This window comes from Aliidiomarina minuta, assembly GCF_003987145.1.
GTDB classification, from domain to species: Bacteria; Pseudomonadota; Gammaproteobacteria; order Enterobacterales; family Alteromonadaceae; genus Aliidiomarina; species Aliidiomarina minuta.
Genome location: NZ_PIPL01000003.1, coordinates 181,712 through 200,281 on the forward strand (window position 1 = coordinate 181,712; position 18,570 = coordinate 200,281).

The 18,570-nt window shown below is 49.2% G+C and carries 17 protein-coding genes; 11 read left to right on the top strand and 6 right to left on the bottom strand.

Annotated elements, in window-relative coordinates:
• Window positions 1–45 precede the first annotated feature (45 nt).
• The 5 genes from CWE09_RS12575 (at window position 46) to CWE09_RS12595 (ending at window position 6,078) form a co-directional block, all read left to right on the top strand.
• Entirely contained in the window at window positions 46–1,617 is a 1,572-nt protein-coding gene (locus CWE09_RS12575) for a methyl-accepting chemotaxis protein (protein WP_126804407.1), read from the top strand.
• A 9-nt stretch (window positions 1,618–1,626) separates the two neighbouring features.
• Complete coding sequence (locus CWE09_RS12580; protein ID WP_126804408.1) at window positions 1,627–3,306, top strand: sensor domain-containing protein; 1,680 nt, start codon at window positions 1,627–1,629, stop codon at window positions 3,304–3,306.
• 9 nt (window positions 3,307–3,315) lie between these two features.
• Window positions 3,316–4,107 carry an ion transporter gene (locus CWE09_RS12585; protein WP_198679794.1) on the top strand — a complete coding sequence of 264 codons (792 nt, stop codon included), beginning with the start codon at window positions 3,316–3,318 and terminating at the stop codon, window positions 4,105–4,107.
• Window positions 4,108–4,210: 103 nt separating this feature from the next.
• A complete protein-coding gene (locus tag CWE09_RS12590) occupies window positions 4,211–5,077 on the top strand; it encodes a patatin-like phospholipase family protein (RefSeq protein WP_126804409.1) in 867 nt (288 codons plus the stop codon).
• 56 nt (window positions 5,078–5,133) lie between these two features.
• Window positions 5,134–6,078 carry an ATP-grasp domain-containing protein gene (locus CWE09_RS12595; protein ID WP_126804410.1) on the top strand — a complete coding sequence of 315 codons (945 nt, stop codon included), beginning with the start codon at window positions 5,134–5,136 and terminating at the stop codon, window positions 6,076–6,078.
• Here the strand turns inward: CWE09_RS12595 and CWE09_RS12600 are convergent, their stop codons facing one another.
• Together CWE09_RS12600 and CWE09_RS12605 are read right to left on the bottom strand one after the other, a co-directional pair.
• The gene (locus tag CWE09_RS12600) at window positions 6,079–6,945 is read right to left on the bottom strand and encodes an ABC transporter substrate-binding protein (RefSeq protein WP_126804411.1); all 867 of its coding nucleotides are present in this window, start codon (window positions 6,943–6,945) and stop codon (window positions 6,079–6,081) included.
• Between the two features lie 60 nt (window positions 6,946–7,005).
• The gene (locus CWE09_RS12605; RefSeq protein ID WP_126804412.1) at window positions 7,006–7,752 is read right to left on the bottom strand and encodes a ferredoxin--NADP reductase; all 747 of its coding nucleotides are present in this window, start codon (window positions 7,750–7,752) and stop codon (window positions 7,006–7,008) included.
• A gap of 89 nt (window positions 7,753–7,841) precedes the next feature.
• Here CWE09_RS12605 and CWE09_RS12610 point away from each other — a divergent pair, with 89 nt between their 5' ends.
• On the top strand, window positions 7,842–8,744 hold the full coding sequence (locus CWE09_RS12610) for an alpha/beta fold hydrolase (RefSeq protein WP_126804413.1): 903 nt from the start codon (window positions 7,842–7,844) through the stop codon (window positions 8,742–8,744).
• Here the strand turns inward: CWE09_RS12610 and CWE09_RS12615 are convergent.
• On the bottom strand, window positions 8,741–10,576 hold the full coding sequence (locus CWE09_RS12615) for a M48 family metallopeptidase (protein WP_126804414.1): 1,836 nt from the start codon (window positions 10,574–10,576) through the stop codon (window positions 8,741–8,743). The two genes, CWE09_RS12610 and CWE09_RS12615, sit on opposite strands and share 4 nt — an antisense overlap.
• A gap of 3 nt (window positions 10,577–10,579) precedes the next feature.
• The gene (locus tag CWE09_RS12620) at window positions 10,580–11,176 is read right to left on the bottom strand and encodes a LemA family protein (RefSeq protein ID WP_126804415.1); all 597 of its coding nucleotides are present in this window, start codon (window positions 11,174–11,176) and stop codon (window positions 10,580–10,582) included.
• Window positions 11,177–11,305: 129 nt separating this feature from the next.
• Between CWE09_RS12620 and gmk the strand changes: the two genes are divergently transcribed.
• From gmk to CWE09_RS12640, 4 genes are all read left to right on the top strand, one after another.
• Entirely contained in the window at window positions 11,306–11,935 is a 630-nt protein-coding gene (gene gmk, locus CWE09_RS12625; protein WP_126804416.1) for a guanylate kinase, read from the top strand.
• Between the two features lie 61 nt (window positions 11,936–11,996).
• Window positions 11,997–12,278: a DNA-directed RNA polymerase subunit omega gene (rpoZ, locus tag CWE09_RS12630; protein ID WP_126804417.1), complete on the top strand. Its 282-nt coding sequence runs from the start codon at window positions 11,997–11,999 to the stop codon at window positions 12,276–12,278.
• Between the two features lie 159 nt (window positions 12,279–12,437).
• Window positions 12,438–14,549 (top strand): bifunctional GTP diphosphokinase/guanosine-3',5'-bis pyrophosphate 3'-pyrophosphohydrolase, encoded by a 2,112-nt coding sequence (spoT, locus tag CWE09_RS12635; RefSeq protein ID WP_126804418.1) that lies wholly within the window; start codon window positions 12,438–12,440, stop codon window positions 14,547–14,549.
• A gap of 1 nt (window position 14,550) precedes the next feature.
• Window positions 14,551–14,943, top strand: coding sequence for a RidA family protein (locus CWE09_RS12640; protein WP_126804419.1), 393 nt, complete (start codon window positions 14,551–14,553; stop codon window positions 14,941–14,943).
• On the opposite strand, the gene CWE09_RS12645 is transcribed toward CWE09_RS12640, so the two are convergent.
• Window positions 14,940–16,274 (bottom strand): Na+/H+ antiporter NhaC family protein, encoded by a 1,335-nt coding sequence (locus CWE09_RS12645; protein ID WP_126804420.1) that lies wholly within the window; start codon window positions 16,272–16,274, stop codon window positions 14,940–14,942. The genes CWE09_RS12640 and CWE09_RS12645 overlap by 4 nt on opposite strands.
• 152 nt (window positions 16,275–16,426) lie before the next feature.
• Here CWE09_RS12645 and CWE09_RS12650 point away from each other — a divergent pair, with 152 nt between their 5' ends.
• A complete protein-coding gene (locus CWE09_RS12650) occupies window positions 16,427–17,956 on the top strand; it encodes a bifunctional GNAT family N-acetyltransferase/carbon-nitrogen hydrolase family protein (RefSeq protein ID WP_126804421.1) in 1,530 nt (509 codons plus the stop codon).
• Here the strand turns inward: CWE09_RS12650 and CWE09_RS12655 are convergent.
• Complete coding sequence (locus CWE09_RS12655) at window positions 17,953–18,471, bottom strand: hypothetical protein (RefSeq protein ID WP_126804422.1); 519 nt, start codon at window positions 18,469–18,471, stop codon at window positions 17,953–17,955. The genes CWE09_RS12650 and CWE09_RS12655 overlap by 4 nt on opposite strands.
• Window positions 18,472–18,570: the final 99 nt, after the last annotated feature.

Below are 18,570 nucleotides of genomic sequence, written 5' to 3' on the forward strand. Positions count from 1 at the left end.
ATAGATATAAAGAAGTACAAAAATAGAAAATAACAGGATTTTAACATGCGCAACAACCAGCCCGTTACTCAGAAAGAGTTCTCGTTTGACCCAAATCAAAGACTTATTTCAGCCACCGACACTCGCGGTAATATTATTTATTTTAATGATAGTTTTAGAGAGGTCAGTGGTTTTAGTGCAGACGAGTTGCAGGGTGCGCCTCACAACCTGGTGCGCCACCCGGATATGCCGCCCTCTGTTTATGAGAATATGTGGCAGACTTTGAAGTCCGGTGAGCCCTGGATGGGCCTGGTTAAAAACCGACGTAAGAATGGTGATCATTACTGGGTTAGTGCCTATGTAACTCCGATGTATGAAAACAAACAAATTGTCGGTTATGAGTCAGTCCGTGTAGTCCCTGAAAATGTGCAAAAAGCACGGGCCGGAGCTATGTATAAACGCCTTAGCGCTGGCAAAACACCTTTTACGTTATGGCAATATACTCGTTATTACGGTGGCAATACTGCAGTTGCCTGGGCACCGGCATTGTTGGCAATGCTGGTTGCATTGGGACTGAATAATCCAGTGGCTGCTGCGATGTTATTTATACTGGGGGCGATCTGCACCTTAAGTCTGCATATTAAAACCGAACGTAGTTGGGGTGGTATGTTAAAGCTGCGGCCCCGGGCCTTTATCAACCGCTTAATTGCGTATACCTATTCTGAACATGGCGGCAATCAGGCACGGCTGGAAATGCTGATACGCAGTGAAGCGGCGCGAGCGCGCACCGGCCTGACCCGAATTGAGGATGCAGCTTCGTCGCTGGGCACTATTGTCAACGCAACACGTGAACAGGCGGCTGCCAGTAGTGTGTTGATTGACCAGCAGAATGACGCGACTCAACAGACTGCATCGGCGATTAACCAGATGTCAGCTTCGATTCAGGAAGTTTCGGATAGCGTAGAGGCGAATGCGGATAAATCTGAAGCGGCTTCACGTAATGTGGATTCGAGTTCGGAGCTGGCGGCTGAAGCTTTGGTGTCTATTAATGCGCTGAGCGAGGCGGTGAAGTCTATTGTGGCGACGGTAAATGAACTGGCTGAGTCGACATCAGATATAGGTCAGGCGGCTGATTTGATTTCTGCGGTAGCCGAGCAAACCAACCTCTTGGCGTTAAATGCAGCTATTGAAGCGGCACGGGCCGGTGAACATGGTCGTGGTTTTAGCGTGGTTGCGGATGAAGTAAGAGCGCTGGCGGGTAAAACACGAGAATCGACGGATCGTATTCATAAAATTATTAATGTGCTGGTAACCCGCTCTAAAAATGCTGTGGAAGTGTCACAAGAGGGCGAGCAGGCCGCGGCTCATGGTGTGGATATGGTCAGCAAAACTGAGCAGGCACTGGCTAAGATTAAAGAAGCTGTGGGTGGTATTACCGAAATGACGATTCAGATGTCATCGGCGGTTGAGGAGCAGAGCAATGTGGCTGAACATATTAATAAGCAGGTAACTGATATTGCAGATGGCGCTGTCAGAGCTAAAGAAAATGCCGGCGAGACGGCACAGGCCAGTCAGCGACTGCAAAAAACAACCGATGAATTACATTCGCTGGTAAAACGCTTTGCTCATCAGGAGTAACCTGATTTTATGTCAGAACATCAGCCACAGGATTTTTCTGCCAGCCAGCTGAATGCAATCATTAATAACCTGCTGGACGGGGTTATTACTATTGATCAAAAGGGCATCATCTGCGGTTTTAGTAAACCTGCAGAACGTATGTTTGGTTATCAGGAACATGAGGTGGTTGGGCACAATATCAGTATGCTGATGCCACAGCCTTATGCCCGTGAGCATGATGCCTATCTGGATAGTTACCATCAGACCGGTGCTAAGAAGATCATTGGTATTGGGCGTGAAGTCGAAGCGATGCGCAAAGATGGCTCGGTTTTTCCCATTGATCTGGCGGTTACGCAGACGGAAACTGAAATGGGCCGTCGCTACATAGGCACGGTGCGTGATATTTCATTGCAGCGTGAAAACGCTGAGCGAATTGAATACCTCTCTTTTCATGATCGCCTGACAGGCCTGGCGAACCGAAACAGCCTGACGCAAGCGCTGGAGCAGTGGTTGCCCAAGCAGCGGGTCACTCTGCTGGCCTTAAACCTGGACTTTTTCAGCCGTATTAACGTGGTATTTGGCCATGGTATTGGCGATAGTCTGCTACAGGAAGCGGCGAAACGGCTGGATCGACACCGACTGGCGGGCAGCTTACTGGCCAAAGATCTAGGTGACCGTTTCTGGCTGGCGTTGCCGGAAGAAGCATACGACGGTAAGCCCAGAGCTTATTTCCTGTCGCAGATTGAAAAATTACTCAGCGTGTTGCGTCAGCCCTTTATGCTGGAAAGTCAGGAATACTATCTGACGGTAAGCATAGGCGTGTTTTTTGCTGAACCGGGGCAAAACAGCTTTGATGTGCTGAATGGTGCCGAAACTGCCTTACAGCAGTCTAAAGAGTGGGGCCGGGACCAGTATTCGGTGTACCAACCGCGAATGACATCTTCTATTCTGCGCGATTACCGGTTGGAAGTGGGCTTGCGGGAGGCGATAAAAGCAGGCAAAGGCCTGGAATGCTGGTTACAGTCGAAAGTGAATGCCGACTACCGGACAACGGGTGCTGAAGCCTTGATGCGATGGCGTGATGAACAGGGGCAGATGGTCTCACCTGAAGTTTTTATTCCGGTAGCTGAGCATTTAGGTCTGATTATTGAACTGGGCGACTGGATGGCGGCCGAGGTCGCTAAAACTATTGCTAGTTTGCCTGCCGACAGTACGTATCGAATAGCCTTGAATGTAAGTCCTAAGCAATTTTTGCAGCCGCACTTTGTACTTAAAATGCAGCGTATTTTTGCTGAACAGGGGGCCAGTCTGAATGCCTTAATTATTGAAATTACAGAGAACCTGTTGTTATCCCGGATTGAGCAAGTGCAAAGCGTTATGAACGAACTGGCGTTGCTGGGTGTGCGCTTCTCTATTGATGACTTTGGCACCGGTTACTCTAACCTTAGTCGTTTGCAGCAACTACCAGTCAGCGAGTTGAAAATAGATCGTCAGTTTGTGCAGGACGCATTTCGTAATGAACGGGAAGCGGCGTTATTTCAGGCTATGCTGCAAATGGCAAAAAGCATGCAGTTAACCACTGTGGCTGAAGGCGTCGAAACTAACCAGCAGGCGAACCATATTCGCGACAGCGGATGCGACTTGCAGCAGGGATATTATTTTTCCCGCCCTATGCCTGCCGATCAATGGCTCGCAGAGCATAAAAAATAAGGAATTATTGTGCGTAAACTAATGTACCGTTATCTGGAGCCTGCTGCCTGGCAAGGTGACGGTATGTCGCCGGTGAACCTGCTGGTAGCGGCACTGGTGGTGGTCGCTTCAATTATTGCCATTGCGGAAACTGAAGCGATTCTGGCCAGTCGTTATGCAGAGCAATTTTTCATGACAGAACTGGCTCTGTTCTGTATTTTTCTGATCGAATATTGCCTGCGTGTTTACGCAGCGGGCGAAGACCCGAGGTATAAAGGCGTTACAGGCAGGATACGTTACATATTCAGTTTTTGGGCATTAATTGACTTGCTGGCGTTATTGCCTTTTATCTTTTATGCGGGTGACCACAGCGGTTTCTTCCTGCGTTTTCTTAAAGTACTACGATTATTGCGTATAGCTCGTCTGGGGCGTTTTAGTCAGGCCTGGGATGCATTTGTGCATGCTTTGGGCGACCGCCGATATGAGTTGATGCTCAGTGTAATGCTGGCTTTGTTAATGTTGATTATTTCTAGCTCCATGTTGTATGCAGTGGAGGCGCCTTATCAACCTGAGGCTTTTGGTAGTATTCCGAGAGCGTTCTGGTGGAGCGTAGCTACACTGACGACCGTGGGTTACGGTGATGTGACACCTATTACAGCAATAGGAAAATTATTTGCTGGCATGACAGCTATAGCTGGAATTGGACTTATTGCTATGCCTACCGGCATTATGGCGGCGGCTTTTTCAGATGCATTTCAGGTGGCTAAAGAAAAAGCGGATGAAAAACGCAGGTTGGCAGAAAGTAATAATATCTCTGAATGACCAGGCGCAAATCAGATAGTCGGGCAGACTTTGAAGAAGTGGTCTTTTGCAATTTATGGTGGGTAGCTATACTTGGTAGCGTAGGCCTAAGGAGAACCTCATCATGGAAACAAAGCAAAATAAACGTGCGCTGGTTATCGAAGGTGGAGCCATGCGGGGCATATTTGCGGCTGGGGTTCTGGATGCCTTTATTGATGCGGATTTTTTTGCATACGACTTCGTAATTGGTGTGTCGGCGGGTTCTACCAACGCCATTGGTTATCTTGCCGGGGATCGCGGCCGTAGTTATCAGGTGCTGACGGACCATGCACTGCGCAAAGACTTCATGAATTTTAAACGTTATGCCCTGGGCGGACATCTGTGCGATGTGAACTGGTTATGGCAGGCGTCACGCCGTGATATAGCTCTTAATGTCGAAGGCTATATAGCGCGGGGAATTCCTTTATATGTAGTAACCACCTCAGTGAAAACGGGCCACCCACGTTACCATAAAGTCGATCTGGATAACCTGGATCAGGTATTTCCGGCTTCCTGCGCTATACCGGTATTTTTTAAGGATCATCCAGCAGTGGATGGTGAACCTATGTCAGATGGTGGTATGGGCGATTCGATTCCAGTACTCGAGGCATATAAACGAGGAGCGCGGGATATCACCGTACTGCGTTCGGTACCGCTTTCTTATCGCAAAGAACCTATTCGTTACCCGTCCATGTTAAAACCATTGTTTGCACAACACCCCCGATTGCTGGGGGCCGCGTTGCGTCGTCAGCGTAAATACGCAAAAGCAATCGCCTTTATTGAAAACCCTCCGTCAGACTGTAGAGTCTCGCAAATAGCACCTCCGGAAGAGTTCCCGGTGTCCCGCTTCACTCGTTCGATACATAAGTTAGATACAGGCTACGAGCAAGGATTGAATGCGGCAAGCAGTTATCTGCAAGAGAAATCCTGCGACTTGCATGAGGTGAGTTAAGCTTGCTGCTTATATAAGTTATGATGGTCCTTCTCCAGGCATTTGAAGAGGTAGCCATGAAGGACATTTATATACTGCACGAGAATGAGGAATGGTTAGTCCCTCTGCGAGCGGAATTTGATAAACGTAACGTGACATTTAAAGAATGGTTTTTAAACGAAGGCAGTGTTGCTTACGATAAAGAGCCTGCCCCTGGCGTTTATTACAATCGCATGAGTGCTTCGTCGCATACCCGAGGGCATCGTTTTGCTCCGGAGTTGACACGCATGGCCCTGACCTGGCTGGAGCGTGAGCAGAGCGATGCGGTTCGGGTTCTCAATGGAACGCCTGCGCTTTACCTCGAGGTTTGTAAACTATCTCAGTATGCAGCGCTGGAGAAAGCTGGGTTAAAAACACCACAAACACGGGCTGTTGTTGGCCGTGAACAGATTTTGCCTGCCGCTCAGGACTTTAATCATTGGCCGTTAATCCTCAAACCGAACCGCGGTGGAAAAGGTCTGGGCGTGGTAAAAATGGATTCTGCAGCGCAGCTGCAAAGTTATATAAATGGCAGTGACTATGCGGAGCCGCTGGATGGTATCTGGTTGTTGCAGGAATACATTGAACCCGCGAATCCCCATATTACCCGTTGTGAATTTGTCGGCCAGCAATTTGTTTACGCAGTACAGGTAGACACAACAGGTGGTTTTGAGCTTTGCCCTGCTGATGTCTGTGCTGTTGGCGAAGACTTCTGCCCCACTGGCACAGCCACCCCGGCAAAATTTCAGATTACCGATGTTTACAATGATCACCCGGTGCTGAAGCAACTACAGACTTTTATGCGCCAGGCGCAAGTGGATGTGGCGGGTATTGAAATGATTGAGGACAAACAGGGTCGTTTATTTGTTTACGATGTTAATACGAATACCAACTACAACGCTGAAGCCGAGCAAGTGGCTGGTGGTGAAGTGACCGGCATGGGTGCTTTGGCGGATTACCTTATAAGTCAGGCACGAGACTAGCTACTGACCTTGCCATATCTGCTCTTCCAATAACGGCATATAGTTGTCGTGATTAGCAAACCATAATTGCAGAGTTTGTAAAAAAAGAGGGTCTTGCCGGATACCTGGCAGGGCCTGATTAATATCCTCAATCACCTGGCGGCCCCACTCGTTATTGGTGCAGCCTATAGCGCCTGACACCAGTTGCCCTTCATTCTCAGCAATATTTAGAAATTCCAGGCTACCGTTGGAAGTACGGTCATCAAAAGTTTTCAGGCTTTTGTAGTCAATAGTGTAATCAATGCGACCCAGTTTGATCATGGATAAAATGGCGACGGTCGCGTTTTCTCCTGTACGTAATAAACGATAGCTATCATCGCCTTCATGAGCATCCAGTATCGGCTGTAGATCGCCGAACTTGCGGCCTGAAGGATGCCCTAGTCGAAAGTTATTGGAGGCGAGTAATTGTGCTAAACGCACAGGTTCACCGAACTCTTCACGTATCTGTATCGCTTTTTCGGTGGTCGTAATAATGCCGTGGGGGAAATAAAGATGGGTAGATTCTGAGAAAACTGCCTGTGCATTATCAGGCTGTTTGATCATGCAGGGGAAACAAAGGTTCTGCTCACGCTCAAACTGCAGGCCAATACGGGTTTGTGGCATAACGACCCGGCTGCTGCCGTATTCGGGCAATTTCTCATCTACGACGTCCATGAGGGTGTCACAAATTCCCTGATTCCGATAATTGCCATAAAGTACGTGAAACGGAGGCGCAGTATTCAAAGACCAGTTTATTTGTTTGGCCGTAGATGCTTTGGCGACGCTCATTAATTGCAACAAAATAATTACAATAATGAGAGTAACTGAACGTACATATACTTTTGTCATGCACCTAATGTATTAATTTTGTGAAATGAGGTCAATAAAAATCGATAGCTATATCAAATGTTATTTCCAGTACTGTTCAACTGTGACATTACCCGGTTTACGTTTTAAGTTTTTTTCCAGTCCTTTGGCGCTTAATGAATGCCGCGCATCTTTTATCATTTCAGGATTGCCACAAATCATAACCTGAGCATTGAGGTTGAGAGTGCCCTGACAGGCATGTTCAAGTTCTCCAGAGTCGATGAGCGCGGGAATTCTACCGGACAATGCTCCTTTCACGGGTTCTCGACTCACGACAGGTTGGTAGTGAAATTGTTTACCATGTTTTTCCTGCAGCGCAAGGAATGCCTCGCGGTAACATAAGTCGGCTTCAGTGCGCACGGCGTGAACCAATTTGATCTGCGAAAAGCGCTGCCAGGGTGCCTGAGTATGCAGCATAGACAGAAAAGGACCGACGCCAGTGCCTGTCGAGAGTAACCAGAGACTGTCGCCATCCGGCACCTGCTCAATAGTAAAAAAGCCGCTGGCGGTCTGACTTAGCTGAAGATTGTCTCCTGCCTGCAACTGTTGTAGTTTTGGCGACAATAAGCCGTCAGGTACGCGGGTGATAACAAAGTCCAGCGTAGACTCATGGGGCGCATTCACGAGTGAATATGCGCGCTGGATACGCTGCCCTTCGGCATCTTCCAGGCCCAGCCGTACGAACTGTCCGGCGGTGAAGTCAAAAGACGGGGCCTGGACACGCAAACTAAATAAGTCGGCATGCCAACTTTTATGCTCTACTACGGTAGCGGTTACCCACTGCGACATCTGGTACCTCATAGCTGACTGCTGATATGCTTGTATTAGGCACCTCAGGACAGATTTTTTCAACCGACAATTGTTAAGGTTATTGGCAGATGAACGATAAAAGTATTCAGTGGAAGTCGTGGCAATGGCAAACCCCACAAGGTTTTATTCTGCGTGGGCAGCATTCGCAGCCGCGTAACCTGCCCGTATTGCACTTTATTCATGGGAATAGCTATAACGGTTTGACCTATCTGCCTTTATGGCAGGAACTGTCAGACGATTTTGATTTCTTTTTACATGACGTTCAGGGCCACGGTGACAGTGATAATGGCGGGCGTTTTGTCGGCTGGAATGCTAGCGCTGACCTCGCGGTTGAGGCGTGGCAGCAAGTGGGTCAGCCGTTATTTGGCAACCAGGCGGTGTACGGAGCAGGACACAGCTTTGGTGGCATTACCACCCTGATGATGAGCAAACAGCAGCCGCAACTGTTTAATCAGTTGCTGTTATTAGATCCTATTTTATTTCAGCGACGCATGCTGTTGCCAATGCGCTTACTGGATAGTCTTGGACTTTATCGTTTTAACCCCTATGCACGCCGGGCGCTGAAACGTCGTTCAGAATGGCCTTCTGAGCAGGAGGCTCTGGCGGGACTGAATAATAGAGGCATGTTCAGGAACTGGCACCCGGATGCCCTGGAAGCTTATGTAAAACATGCGATGCATGCGGGAGAGCAAGGGCAGTGGACTCTAAAGTGCCCGCCGCAACGGGAGGCCGAGCTGTTTAGCTCATATGCGAAGGGATTGTGGCCTTATTTAGGCCAATTGTCAGTGCCAACCCAGGTTTGGATGGGCGAGGATACTTATCCTTTCGCCCGGCAGGCCGCAAAGCGCTGGGCAGGTTTGACTGACGCTATGCTTCTGCACTGGGTACCGGGGAAGCATTGTTTTATGCAGGAAGATCCCAAACGCACCGCCGCCAGCATCCGTGCTGCGGTGCATTTAACGAAGGATTAAGAAGCATCAGGTAGTTCGGGAAGAGGTTCGCCGATACAGCTGCATAACGTGAAGAGTAACTTGCGCTCAATAGGGCTGATGCTGTGGTCGTATCCAGCACAGGCAAGCCAGGCATCGACGATACGCTCCTTCTCCAGCGCTCGCCATTGATCAATACGTGACAATGCGTCGCTTAACTGAGCAAAATTAAGTTGCTCCTGATCCAGATAGTTAAGTTGGGTAGAGAACTTATCGGCGCCGGCTTTGAAAGCTTTTTCGGCAGTTTCCTGTTCCTCGTGGCCATAACGGGCCAGTACGGAAAGGCTTAGCTGCGCATCCTGCATTCGATTTTTCTTAACCCCACCGGTACTTTGCTGACGACGATTATGTTCGCCCTGCAGATAACGCGAAACCACTTCATACAGGCACCATTCGTATAAGGTCACCTGCGCATCCACATCAATGACCTGTTGCATGGTATTTAAGAATGCGGAAGCGGCCCGGCTGTCCATCATTTTAAGTGCTGGCATGGTCAGCTCAGTGAGCGGAAGCTGGTCTTCCATGGGCAGCGCCTTAACACTTTCTATATGTGCTTCAACGTCGGCGACCAGAGCCTCTGACTGACGTTCCCGTAAGAGTTGCAACTGACTGGCACGGGTTTCCGTGTTGTCGCTTAACAGCAATGCAAAAATGAGTGCTCTGGCATGATCGGGGTTGCGGGCGTCTTCAATGAGATCCTGCGGAATGGGCAAAGCAGCAACCAGTGCGGTCAGGCGACGAGCGAACTGCTCCTGACTTTGTTCCTGCGCTTTAGTATCCAGGTCAGGTTTGGCTTCTGGATTGGCTTTATATTTACCATCCCAGTGCGGCGTCAGACGCTTAATACGATCCTGCAGAGGGGGATGGGTGGCCATCACCGACATAAATTTGCCCACCGCCTGGCCGAAGAACAAGTGAGCAGCTTCATCAGCATTAGGGCTTTCTACTTTACTGCCTTTTTGGGCAACACCAATTTGCTGCAGAGCACCGGCCAGGGCCTCAGGTTCGCGGGTGAACTGCGCGGCAGAAGCATCAGCGAGGTACTCGCGCTGGCGGCTGACTGCGGCTTTTATAATGTTGCCAAATAAAACGCCGATCGCGCCCACTATGAGCAAACCAAGACCCAGTAAAGGCAGGGCTGCGTTTTTACCGTTACTGCGGCCACCGCGTAAGGCACCAAAGCGCAATAGCAGGTAACCCGCATGGGAAATAAAGAGAATGCCATTGAGGATAGCGATAATGCGAATATTAAGACGCATGTCGCCATTCAGAATATGGGCAATCTCATGAGCCACGACACCCTGCAATTGTGCTCGGGTTAGTTTTTCTGCGCCACCGCGGGTAATGCCAATGACTGCATCACGAGGGCTATATCCTGCGGCAAATGCATTAATAGCAGGTTCTTTATCAAGCAGGTACACAGGTGGAACCGGCATATTGGCAGCAATTGCCATTTCCTCGACCACGTTGAGCACTTTGCGCTCGAGAGGGTCCGTGCTGTCCGGGCTTAAGCGACGGCCCCCCAGATGTTCAGCGACCACTTTGCCACCGGGACGTAATACCATCCATTTGTAAAGGACGGCAAAACCCACTACTGAAAGGGCCACGCCAGCGGAAGCAATGACAATATCCCAGTGCAGTCGCCATTCTGGAGCGGGCGCGCCTGGCGCCTGTTGCGTTTGCTCCAGGCCCCCGGCAAAAACGGCGACCAGAATAGCCACCGCACTGACCAGCAGAATAACCGCAAGGGTAAATAAAATGCCCAGTAAGCGGGTGTTACGCCGGGCAATGTCTTGATGATGAAAGAAATTCATAAGTTAGAAGGATACCTTAGGCGCCTGCTGAATTTGTTCGCTGTCTTCGAACTCAAGCAGACTAGCATCTTCACCGTGACCGAATAAACCTGCCAGCGCGACCTGAGGAAACGACTGGCGGTAGGTGTTGTAGTTCATCACGGAATCATTATATGCCTGACGTGAGAAAGCCACACGGTTTTCAGTGGTGGTCAGTTCTTCACTTAGTTGTTGCATATTCTGACTGGCTTTCAGGTCAGGGTAAGCTTCCATAACCACGTTGAGGCGACCCATAGCACCAGTCAGTGCATTTTCAGCCCCGGCCAGATCCTGCATAGGTCCTTTTTGTCCGGCAGCGCCCGAGGCTTTTTGCAGGGCCGATTGTGCCTGGTTACGCGCCTGAGTAACTGACTCCAGGGTTTCCCGCTCGTGACTTAAGTAACCCTTGGCGGTTTCGACCAGGTTAGGGATCAGATCATGGCGACGTTTCAGTTGCACCTCAATCTGCGCAAAGGAATTTTTAAAACGATTTTTAAGGGTGACCAGTTGGTTGTATACACGAATAATAAACAACACAATCAGTACCGCTACTGCAATCAGAATCCAGCTGGTGATATCCATTTTTTTACCTTTCCAGAACGTTTCAAGGGGTTTAAAACATGCTTCAGCATATCGCAATATTAGTCTTTTTGCTCATTTCAGGGTATTTTATATTGCAACTTTTCTGACACACAAGTTGCGGCCCAAATTATGAGCAAAGTCAGTGGAAATCTATTTGTCATTGCAGCTCCTAGCGGAGCTGGCAAATCCAGTATGATCCAAGCCCTGTTAAAGCGCCACCCCGATAACTCAATGCAGGTTTCGGTCAGCACCACGACCCGTAAGCCCCGGCCTGGCGAGGTGGAAGGCGAGCATTATTATTTTGTCGATGAAAAAAGCTTTATAGAGCAGGCTGAAAAAGGCGACTTCTATGAGTATGCGAAAGTGTTCACTCATTATTACGGCACTTCCCGGCATGTTATTGAAGATACGCTGGCCAGCGGCGTCGATGTTTTTCTGGATATCGACTGGCAGGGAACCCGTCAGGTGAAGGCCGCGTATCCGGGTGTACACACTATCTTTATTCTACCGCCTTCAAATGCGGAACTGGAGCGCCGATTGCGTACCCGGGGCCAGGATAGTGAAGAAGTTATCGCTGAACGCATGAGTAAAGCGCAGGCAGAAATGAAACATTACAGTGAATTTAGCTACCTTATTGTCAATGAAAACTTTGATGACTCCGTTGATAAGCTTGAACATATTGTACTCAGTCAGCGCCAGCGACGTTCCAAACAACAGATACGGCATCGTGAAATTCTGCATGATCTCTTGGCGGAATAGCTCATTTCCAGTACAATACGCGACCTTACAGGATTTTGAACAACTTTAGTGGAGTGTTGAGATGGCACGGGTAACTGTAGAAGACGCTGTAGATCGCATTGGTAACCGGTTTGATCTGGTGCTGGTCGCATCACGCCGCGCGCGTCAGATCGCTAACTATGGCAAAGCGCCATTAGTTGAGACTGACAACGAAAAACCAACCGTTATCGCACTGCGCGAAATTGAAGCGGGTTTAATTGACGCCGCTCGTCTTGATCAGGATGATCAGGTCGCTCAGTACGCAAGCGATGAAGCCGAAATGGCAGCTGTTACAGCATTGCGTAATTCTGACGGTCACGAATAATATAAACAGCCCGCGAGATTTTCGCGGGCGTTTTTATTTCTGTGCAGATAAACCGATATCCCCTATCGGTTTGCTAAATTAACGAAAGCGTTGGCAAAACCTCTATTTATTCGTATCCTGCCCTGATGATGTAACTTTTATCCAATTAAGAGATGTTGCGTGTATTTATTTGAAGGTTTACGAAATCAGGTTTCTGCATACTTGCCGCCTGAGCAGGTTGAACGGATTTATGAAGCCTTTAAAGTGTCCTTCGACGCTCATGGTGATCAGAAACGACAAAGTGGCGAACCCTACATAACCCATCCCGTTGCGGTAGCTGGGATCCTGGCAGACATGCGCCTGGATCATGAAACTCTGATGGCAGCCCTGTTACACGATGTTATTGAAGACACCCGCCTGGGTAAGGAAGACCTTGCTGAGCTTTTTGGCGCGACGGTAGCGGAACTGGTGGAAGGCGTTTCTAAGCTGGATAAACTGGAGTTTACCAGCAAGGAAGAGCTGCAAACCGAGAATTACCGCAAGATGATCATGGCTATGGTGCAGGATATCCGGGTTATTCTAATCAAGCTGGCGGACCGCACTCATAATATGCGCACCATAGGCCACCTGCGCCCTGATAAACGGCGTCGTATCGCGCGTGAAACTTTAGAGATCTACTCTCCTCTGGCGCACCGCCTGGGTATTCACAATATAAAAAACGAATTAGAAGCCCTGGGTTTTAAAGCCATGTACCCGATGCGTGCGCGTTTTCTGGAAAGTGAAGTTAAAAAAGCACGGGGCAATCGTAAAGAACTGCTGGATAGAACGAAGCAGGAAATTATTAACCGATTAGACGAGATAGGCATTCAGGCACGGGTTTCCGGCCGCGAAAAGCATCTTTATAGTATTTACCGCAAAATGCTGCATAAAGAACTCAATTTCGATCAGGTCATGGATATTTACGCTTTTCGCATTGTAGTAGACACTGTAGATACCTGTTACCGCGTTATTGGCGCTGTGCATAATCTGTATAAACCTATAGAGACCCGTTTTAAAGATTACATTGCGATCCCTAAATCCAATGGTTACCAATCCCTGCACACCTCTCTTAAAGGCCCTCATGGGGTGCCGGTGGAAATTCAGGTGCGTACTGAAGAAATGGAGCTGATGGCGGATCGTGGTGTGGCGGCGCATTGGTTGTATAAAGATAATGATGACAGCGGGACGACCGCGCAGGTGCGGGCGCAAAAATGGATGCAGAGTCTGCTGGAATTGCAGCAAAGCGCTGGCAGTTCGTTTGAATTTATAGAAAACGTTAAATCTGAGCTTTTCCCGGAAGAAATTTATGTGTTCGCCCCGGATGGGCGCATTGTTGAGCTTCCACAGGGGGCGACCGCTGTGGACTTCGCCTATGCCGTGCATACCGATGTGGGCAATACCTGTATTGGTGCGCGGGTCAATCACCGGGCGTATTCACTGAGCAAGCCGCTGGAAACCGGACAGACAGTAGAAATCAGGACCGCGCCAGGGTCGCGGCCAAATATTGCCTGGCTGAATTTTGTAGTCACAGGCAAAGCGCGGGCGAAAATCCGCCAGGTGCTGAAAAGTCAGGAAACTGATGAAGCCGAAGTATTGGGCGAACGTTTGTTACGTGCAGCCTTAGGGCAGATGAATTACGACGATATTGATGATACTGAGTATGCCCGTGTCGCTAAAGAAATGAAGCGCAGCAATAAAGCGGAATTAATTCGTGATATTGGCCTGGGTAATCTGATGAGCGTGGCCGTAGCTCGTCGCTTGCTGGGGGACGAGCAGGGCCTTAGAGGCGATAGCGACGATACCAGCAGTCGTAGCCTGGCGATTAAAGGGGCCGACGGTTTACTGGTTACTTTTGCTAAGTGTTGCCGACCCATTCCGGGAGACGACATTCTGGCTCACGTGAGCCCGGGTAAAGGCTTAGTTATTCACCGCCGCGAGTGTAAAAACGTACGTGGTTATGAGGAAGAACCGGGCAAATACTTCCCGGTGCAATGGGACAACAAACCAGACGCTCAGTTTGTTTCTGAGTTGCGTATTGAAATGGTTAACCATCAGGGCGCGCTGGCGCGTCTGACCTCAACCATAGCTAAGACTGGCTGTAATATTCATGGTTTGAAAACTGAAGAAATAGACTCCAGTATTTATTTTATTGATGTAGCTATTACTATTAATGACCGCAAGCACTTAGCTGAAGTTATGCGTCAATTGCGCAAACTGTCTAACGTGCAGCGCGTGTCCCGCTTGAGGAAATAAAATGTCCAAGATAATTGTTAACACAGAGAAGGCTCCTGCCGCTATAGGCCCTTATTCGCAAGCGGTAAAAGTCGGCACTACGGTGTATTTGTCGGGTCAAATCCCCTTAGTACCAGCGAGCATGGAAATGGTTAGTGATGACTTTCGCCAGCAGGCCGTACAGGTCTTTAAAAACCTGTCAGCGGTGTGTGAAGCCGCTGATGGTAGCCTTCAGGAAATGGTTAAGATGCAGATTTATCTGACTGATTTAGGCCAGTTCGCAGTCGTTAATGAGGTAATGACTGAATTTTTCAGCACGCCTTATCCGGCACGGGCAGCCATTGGGGTTCGTGCCCTCCCCAAAGGTGCCCAGATTGAAATTGACGGTGTAATGGAAGTCTCGTCGACGACCTAGATCTTGTCGGGTTCAGCTTCCGGTTCCAGCATGATTGGCCGGAAGAAAACAATGTAACCAATGGCTACGGCACCGAGAATAAAGCAATATCCGGTATGCACACTGACGGCGAGAGGCGAAATGCTAAAAGTAGCCCCGAGCAGCAGCGCTTGAGCACCATAAGGCAGAACCCCCTGCACTACACAGGCAAAGATATCCAGAAAGCTGGCACTTTGTTTGGGGGCTAGCCTGCCTTCTTCAGCCAGCTTTTTACTGACTTCACCGGCCAGTAATATAGTGACTGTGTTATTGGCAACTGCCAGGTTAGTCAGTGCTGTCATACCTGCGATGCCGAAGGACGACGAACGCTGAGGTTGTTTGCTGAGCCTGGAAGTGAGGCTCACAACACTTTGCGAAAGGAAAGCAAGACCACCCTGCTGGCGGATCAAAGCAGACAGGCCGCCGATAAAGAGTGACAAGAGGAAAATCTCCTGCATGCTTTCAAAACCAAGATAGATATCCTGGGTGAAACTTGCCATTGCGTAGTCGACAGCCACCATGCCGAAGGCCGCCGCCATTAAAATTCCCAGCGTCAGCACAATGAATACATTCAAACCAGCTACGGCCAGTGCAATGATGGCGAAGTAGGGAATAGCCAGCCACAGGTTAGCATCTGGTACTTCAATAGGTGCGCTACCGACGTCAATCGTTGCCAGCCAGGCGATGGTCAGCAGGGCGGCGGGAACTGCCAGTCTCAGGTTAGCTTTGAATTTGTCTTTCATGGCGCAGCCCTGGGTACGGGTCGCTGCGATAGTAGTATCTGAAATAAAAGACAGGTTATCACCAAACATAGCGCCACTGACCAGTACACCGGCCATAAGGGCAGGGCTGATACCCGCGGCCTGACTTAAACCCAGAGCAACGGGACTAAGCGCTGCCAGTGTACCCATGGAGGTGCCCATCGCGGTGGAAACTACGGCAGCGATTAAAAATAAGCCCGGCAGAATCAATGCTGGTGGAATAATATTAAGGCCTAGAGCGACAACTGCGTCTACCCCTCCGGTGGCGGCTGCTACGGTAGAAAAGGCACCCGCTAGCAGATAAATCAGACACATGGTAATGATGTTGTTATGGCCAACACCGGCAATAAAGGTGTTAATACGTTCGTTCAGGCTCTCTTTACTGAGTATTACAGCGAGAATAATTGCTGGCAGTATAGCTACGGGGGCTGCGAGCTGATAAAAAGCCATTTCAACGCCCTGATAATGGAAGTACACACCAGTGCCGAGAAATAGCACGAGAAACAGAGCTAATGGCAGCAGAGCGAGCGCGCTGGGTTTTACTGATGACATATATTAAAACCTAATTCAGATGTTTGGACGTCCGGAAGTTTATATATCTACGAGCCTGAGAGCAAGCATTGTATGAAAGTGATCAAAGTAACCACCGTATCACTATTTGATAGTACACTAACAGACAGAAACGAATAGCAAAGAGGTAAGGTATGACACCAGATGAGCTGCATCTGCAGATGCGCAACTTGCGCGACGATGATTATCCGCAACTGAAAGAACTGATGGACTCGGTGTATCACGATATTGGTGGATCCTGGGAAGAACACACTATTCGTAAGCTGGTGAAAGAGTTTCCGGAAGGGCAGATTTGCCTGGAAGATGGCGGTAAAATTGTCGGTGTTGCCTTAACGGTGAGAGTTACTTATGACCGTTTCAGCAATCCACACCGATATGACGACTTGCTGGGTAAACGTGAAACCATTCTGAATGAGAAGGATGGCGACGCCCTGTATGGTCTGGATGTGCTTATTCACCCTGAATACCGGGGTTTTCGCCTGGGCCGGCGCTTGTACGATGCACGCAAAGAACTGTGCATGCAGCTCAACCTTAAGGCGATCCTGGCTGGTGGGCGCATTGTTAACTATCACAAATATGCCAAGGATATGACGGCCAGTCAGTATCTTGAAAAAGTGCACCGCCGTGAGATATATGACCCTATTTTAACTTTCCAGCTGGCCAATGAATTCAGCGTTAAACGGTTATTGGGTAAATACCTGCCGGAAGATGAAAAATCACAGGGTTACGCGACTCTACTGGAGTGGAATAATTTCCTTTATGAACCCTCTGACAGCATCATAGCTTCGCGTTCGCGCAATGTGCGTATTGGGGCTGTGCAATGGCAAATGCGGGCGGTGAAATCGGTTGAAGAATTGCTTAAGCAGGTCGAGTATTTCGTTGATGCCTTATCCAGCTATAAGAGTGACTTTGCGCTGTTCCCTGAATTCTTTAACGCGCCTTTGATGGGGCTCTGTGACAGCAGTCAGCAAATGGACGCGATTCGTTTCCTGGCAGGCTTTACCGAGCGCTTTAAGCGCGAGATGCAGCAGATGGCGGTTAGTTACAACATTAATATTATTACCGGATCTATGCCGGTGCAGGACGGTGATGCGCTGTATAACGTAAGTTATCTGTGTCATCGCGATGGAACTGTAGATGAGCAGCGTAAGCTACATATTACGCCCCATGAAAAACGTGACTGGGTCATTGAAGGTGGTAATCAGGTACAGGTATTTCAAACCGATGCGGGACGTATTGGCATCCTGATTTGTTACGATGTGGAGTTCCCTGAACTCGGCCGTTTGATGGCAGAAGAGGGATTGGAAATGCTCTTTGTACCTTTCTGGACGGATACCCGCAATGCCTATTTACGGGTGCGCCATTGTGCTCAGGCTCGCGCTATCGAGAATGAGTGTTATGTCATTATCTGTGGTTCTGTAGGCAACCTGCCGGAAGTGGAAAGCCTGGATGTGCAGTATGCGCAGTCCAGTGTATTTTCGCCTTCCGATTTTGCCTTCCCGCATGACGCGGTGATGTCGGAGACCACACCTAACACTGAAATGCTGATGTTCTCCGATCTGAACCTGGACGAGCTGCGTTACCTTCACCATGAAGGCTCAGTGACTAACCTGAAAGACCGGCGCATGGATCTGTATGATGTCACGCGCAAGTTTAACTTTTAGTGTGAGTTAGGTCCTCGTAAACGACTGGCCGATGCCCAGAACGCGGCCAGAGAAAAATACAGGGCCACTGCGGGGCCGGCTGCCAGTTGATTCAGGGTGGCGGCTGGTGAAATGAAAATGTGTATCAGATGCAGTGCCAGTGAGCCTGCTACCATAAGAAATATACTGGCTTGCCAGCGGGGGCGGCCAGTCAGGGTGCAAAGCCCCCGAATAACGATGATCAATGCGATGCTGACAGGTAACCAGACAATGTGTAGCCAGAGTCCGATATTGCTGAAAATAGAAAAGAAACCTTGCACCTGAGCGATCCAGAAGTCACTCTCAGAAAGTAGCCGGTGTATTTCTGATGAACTCAGAATATGAGTCAGTGAAGAGTCATCTGCAGTTAAAGCGCTGCGGCCCGTACTGAGCAAATTGAGTATTCCGTGAAAGAAAAGCACCATAAGTGCAGCTAGAAATGCGGTCAGACAGTTTAATTTCTGCCAGGGGCGGTGCTGATAAAACAAGCCTCTCATCGGCTTTCCTCACGTGTGTATGCAGATCGTTTTAAATTAGTATTGCCACACCTTAACGGGTTGCTCGCTTCTAGGCAACTGGCGGGGAGCATTTCCTTA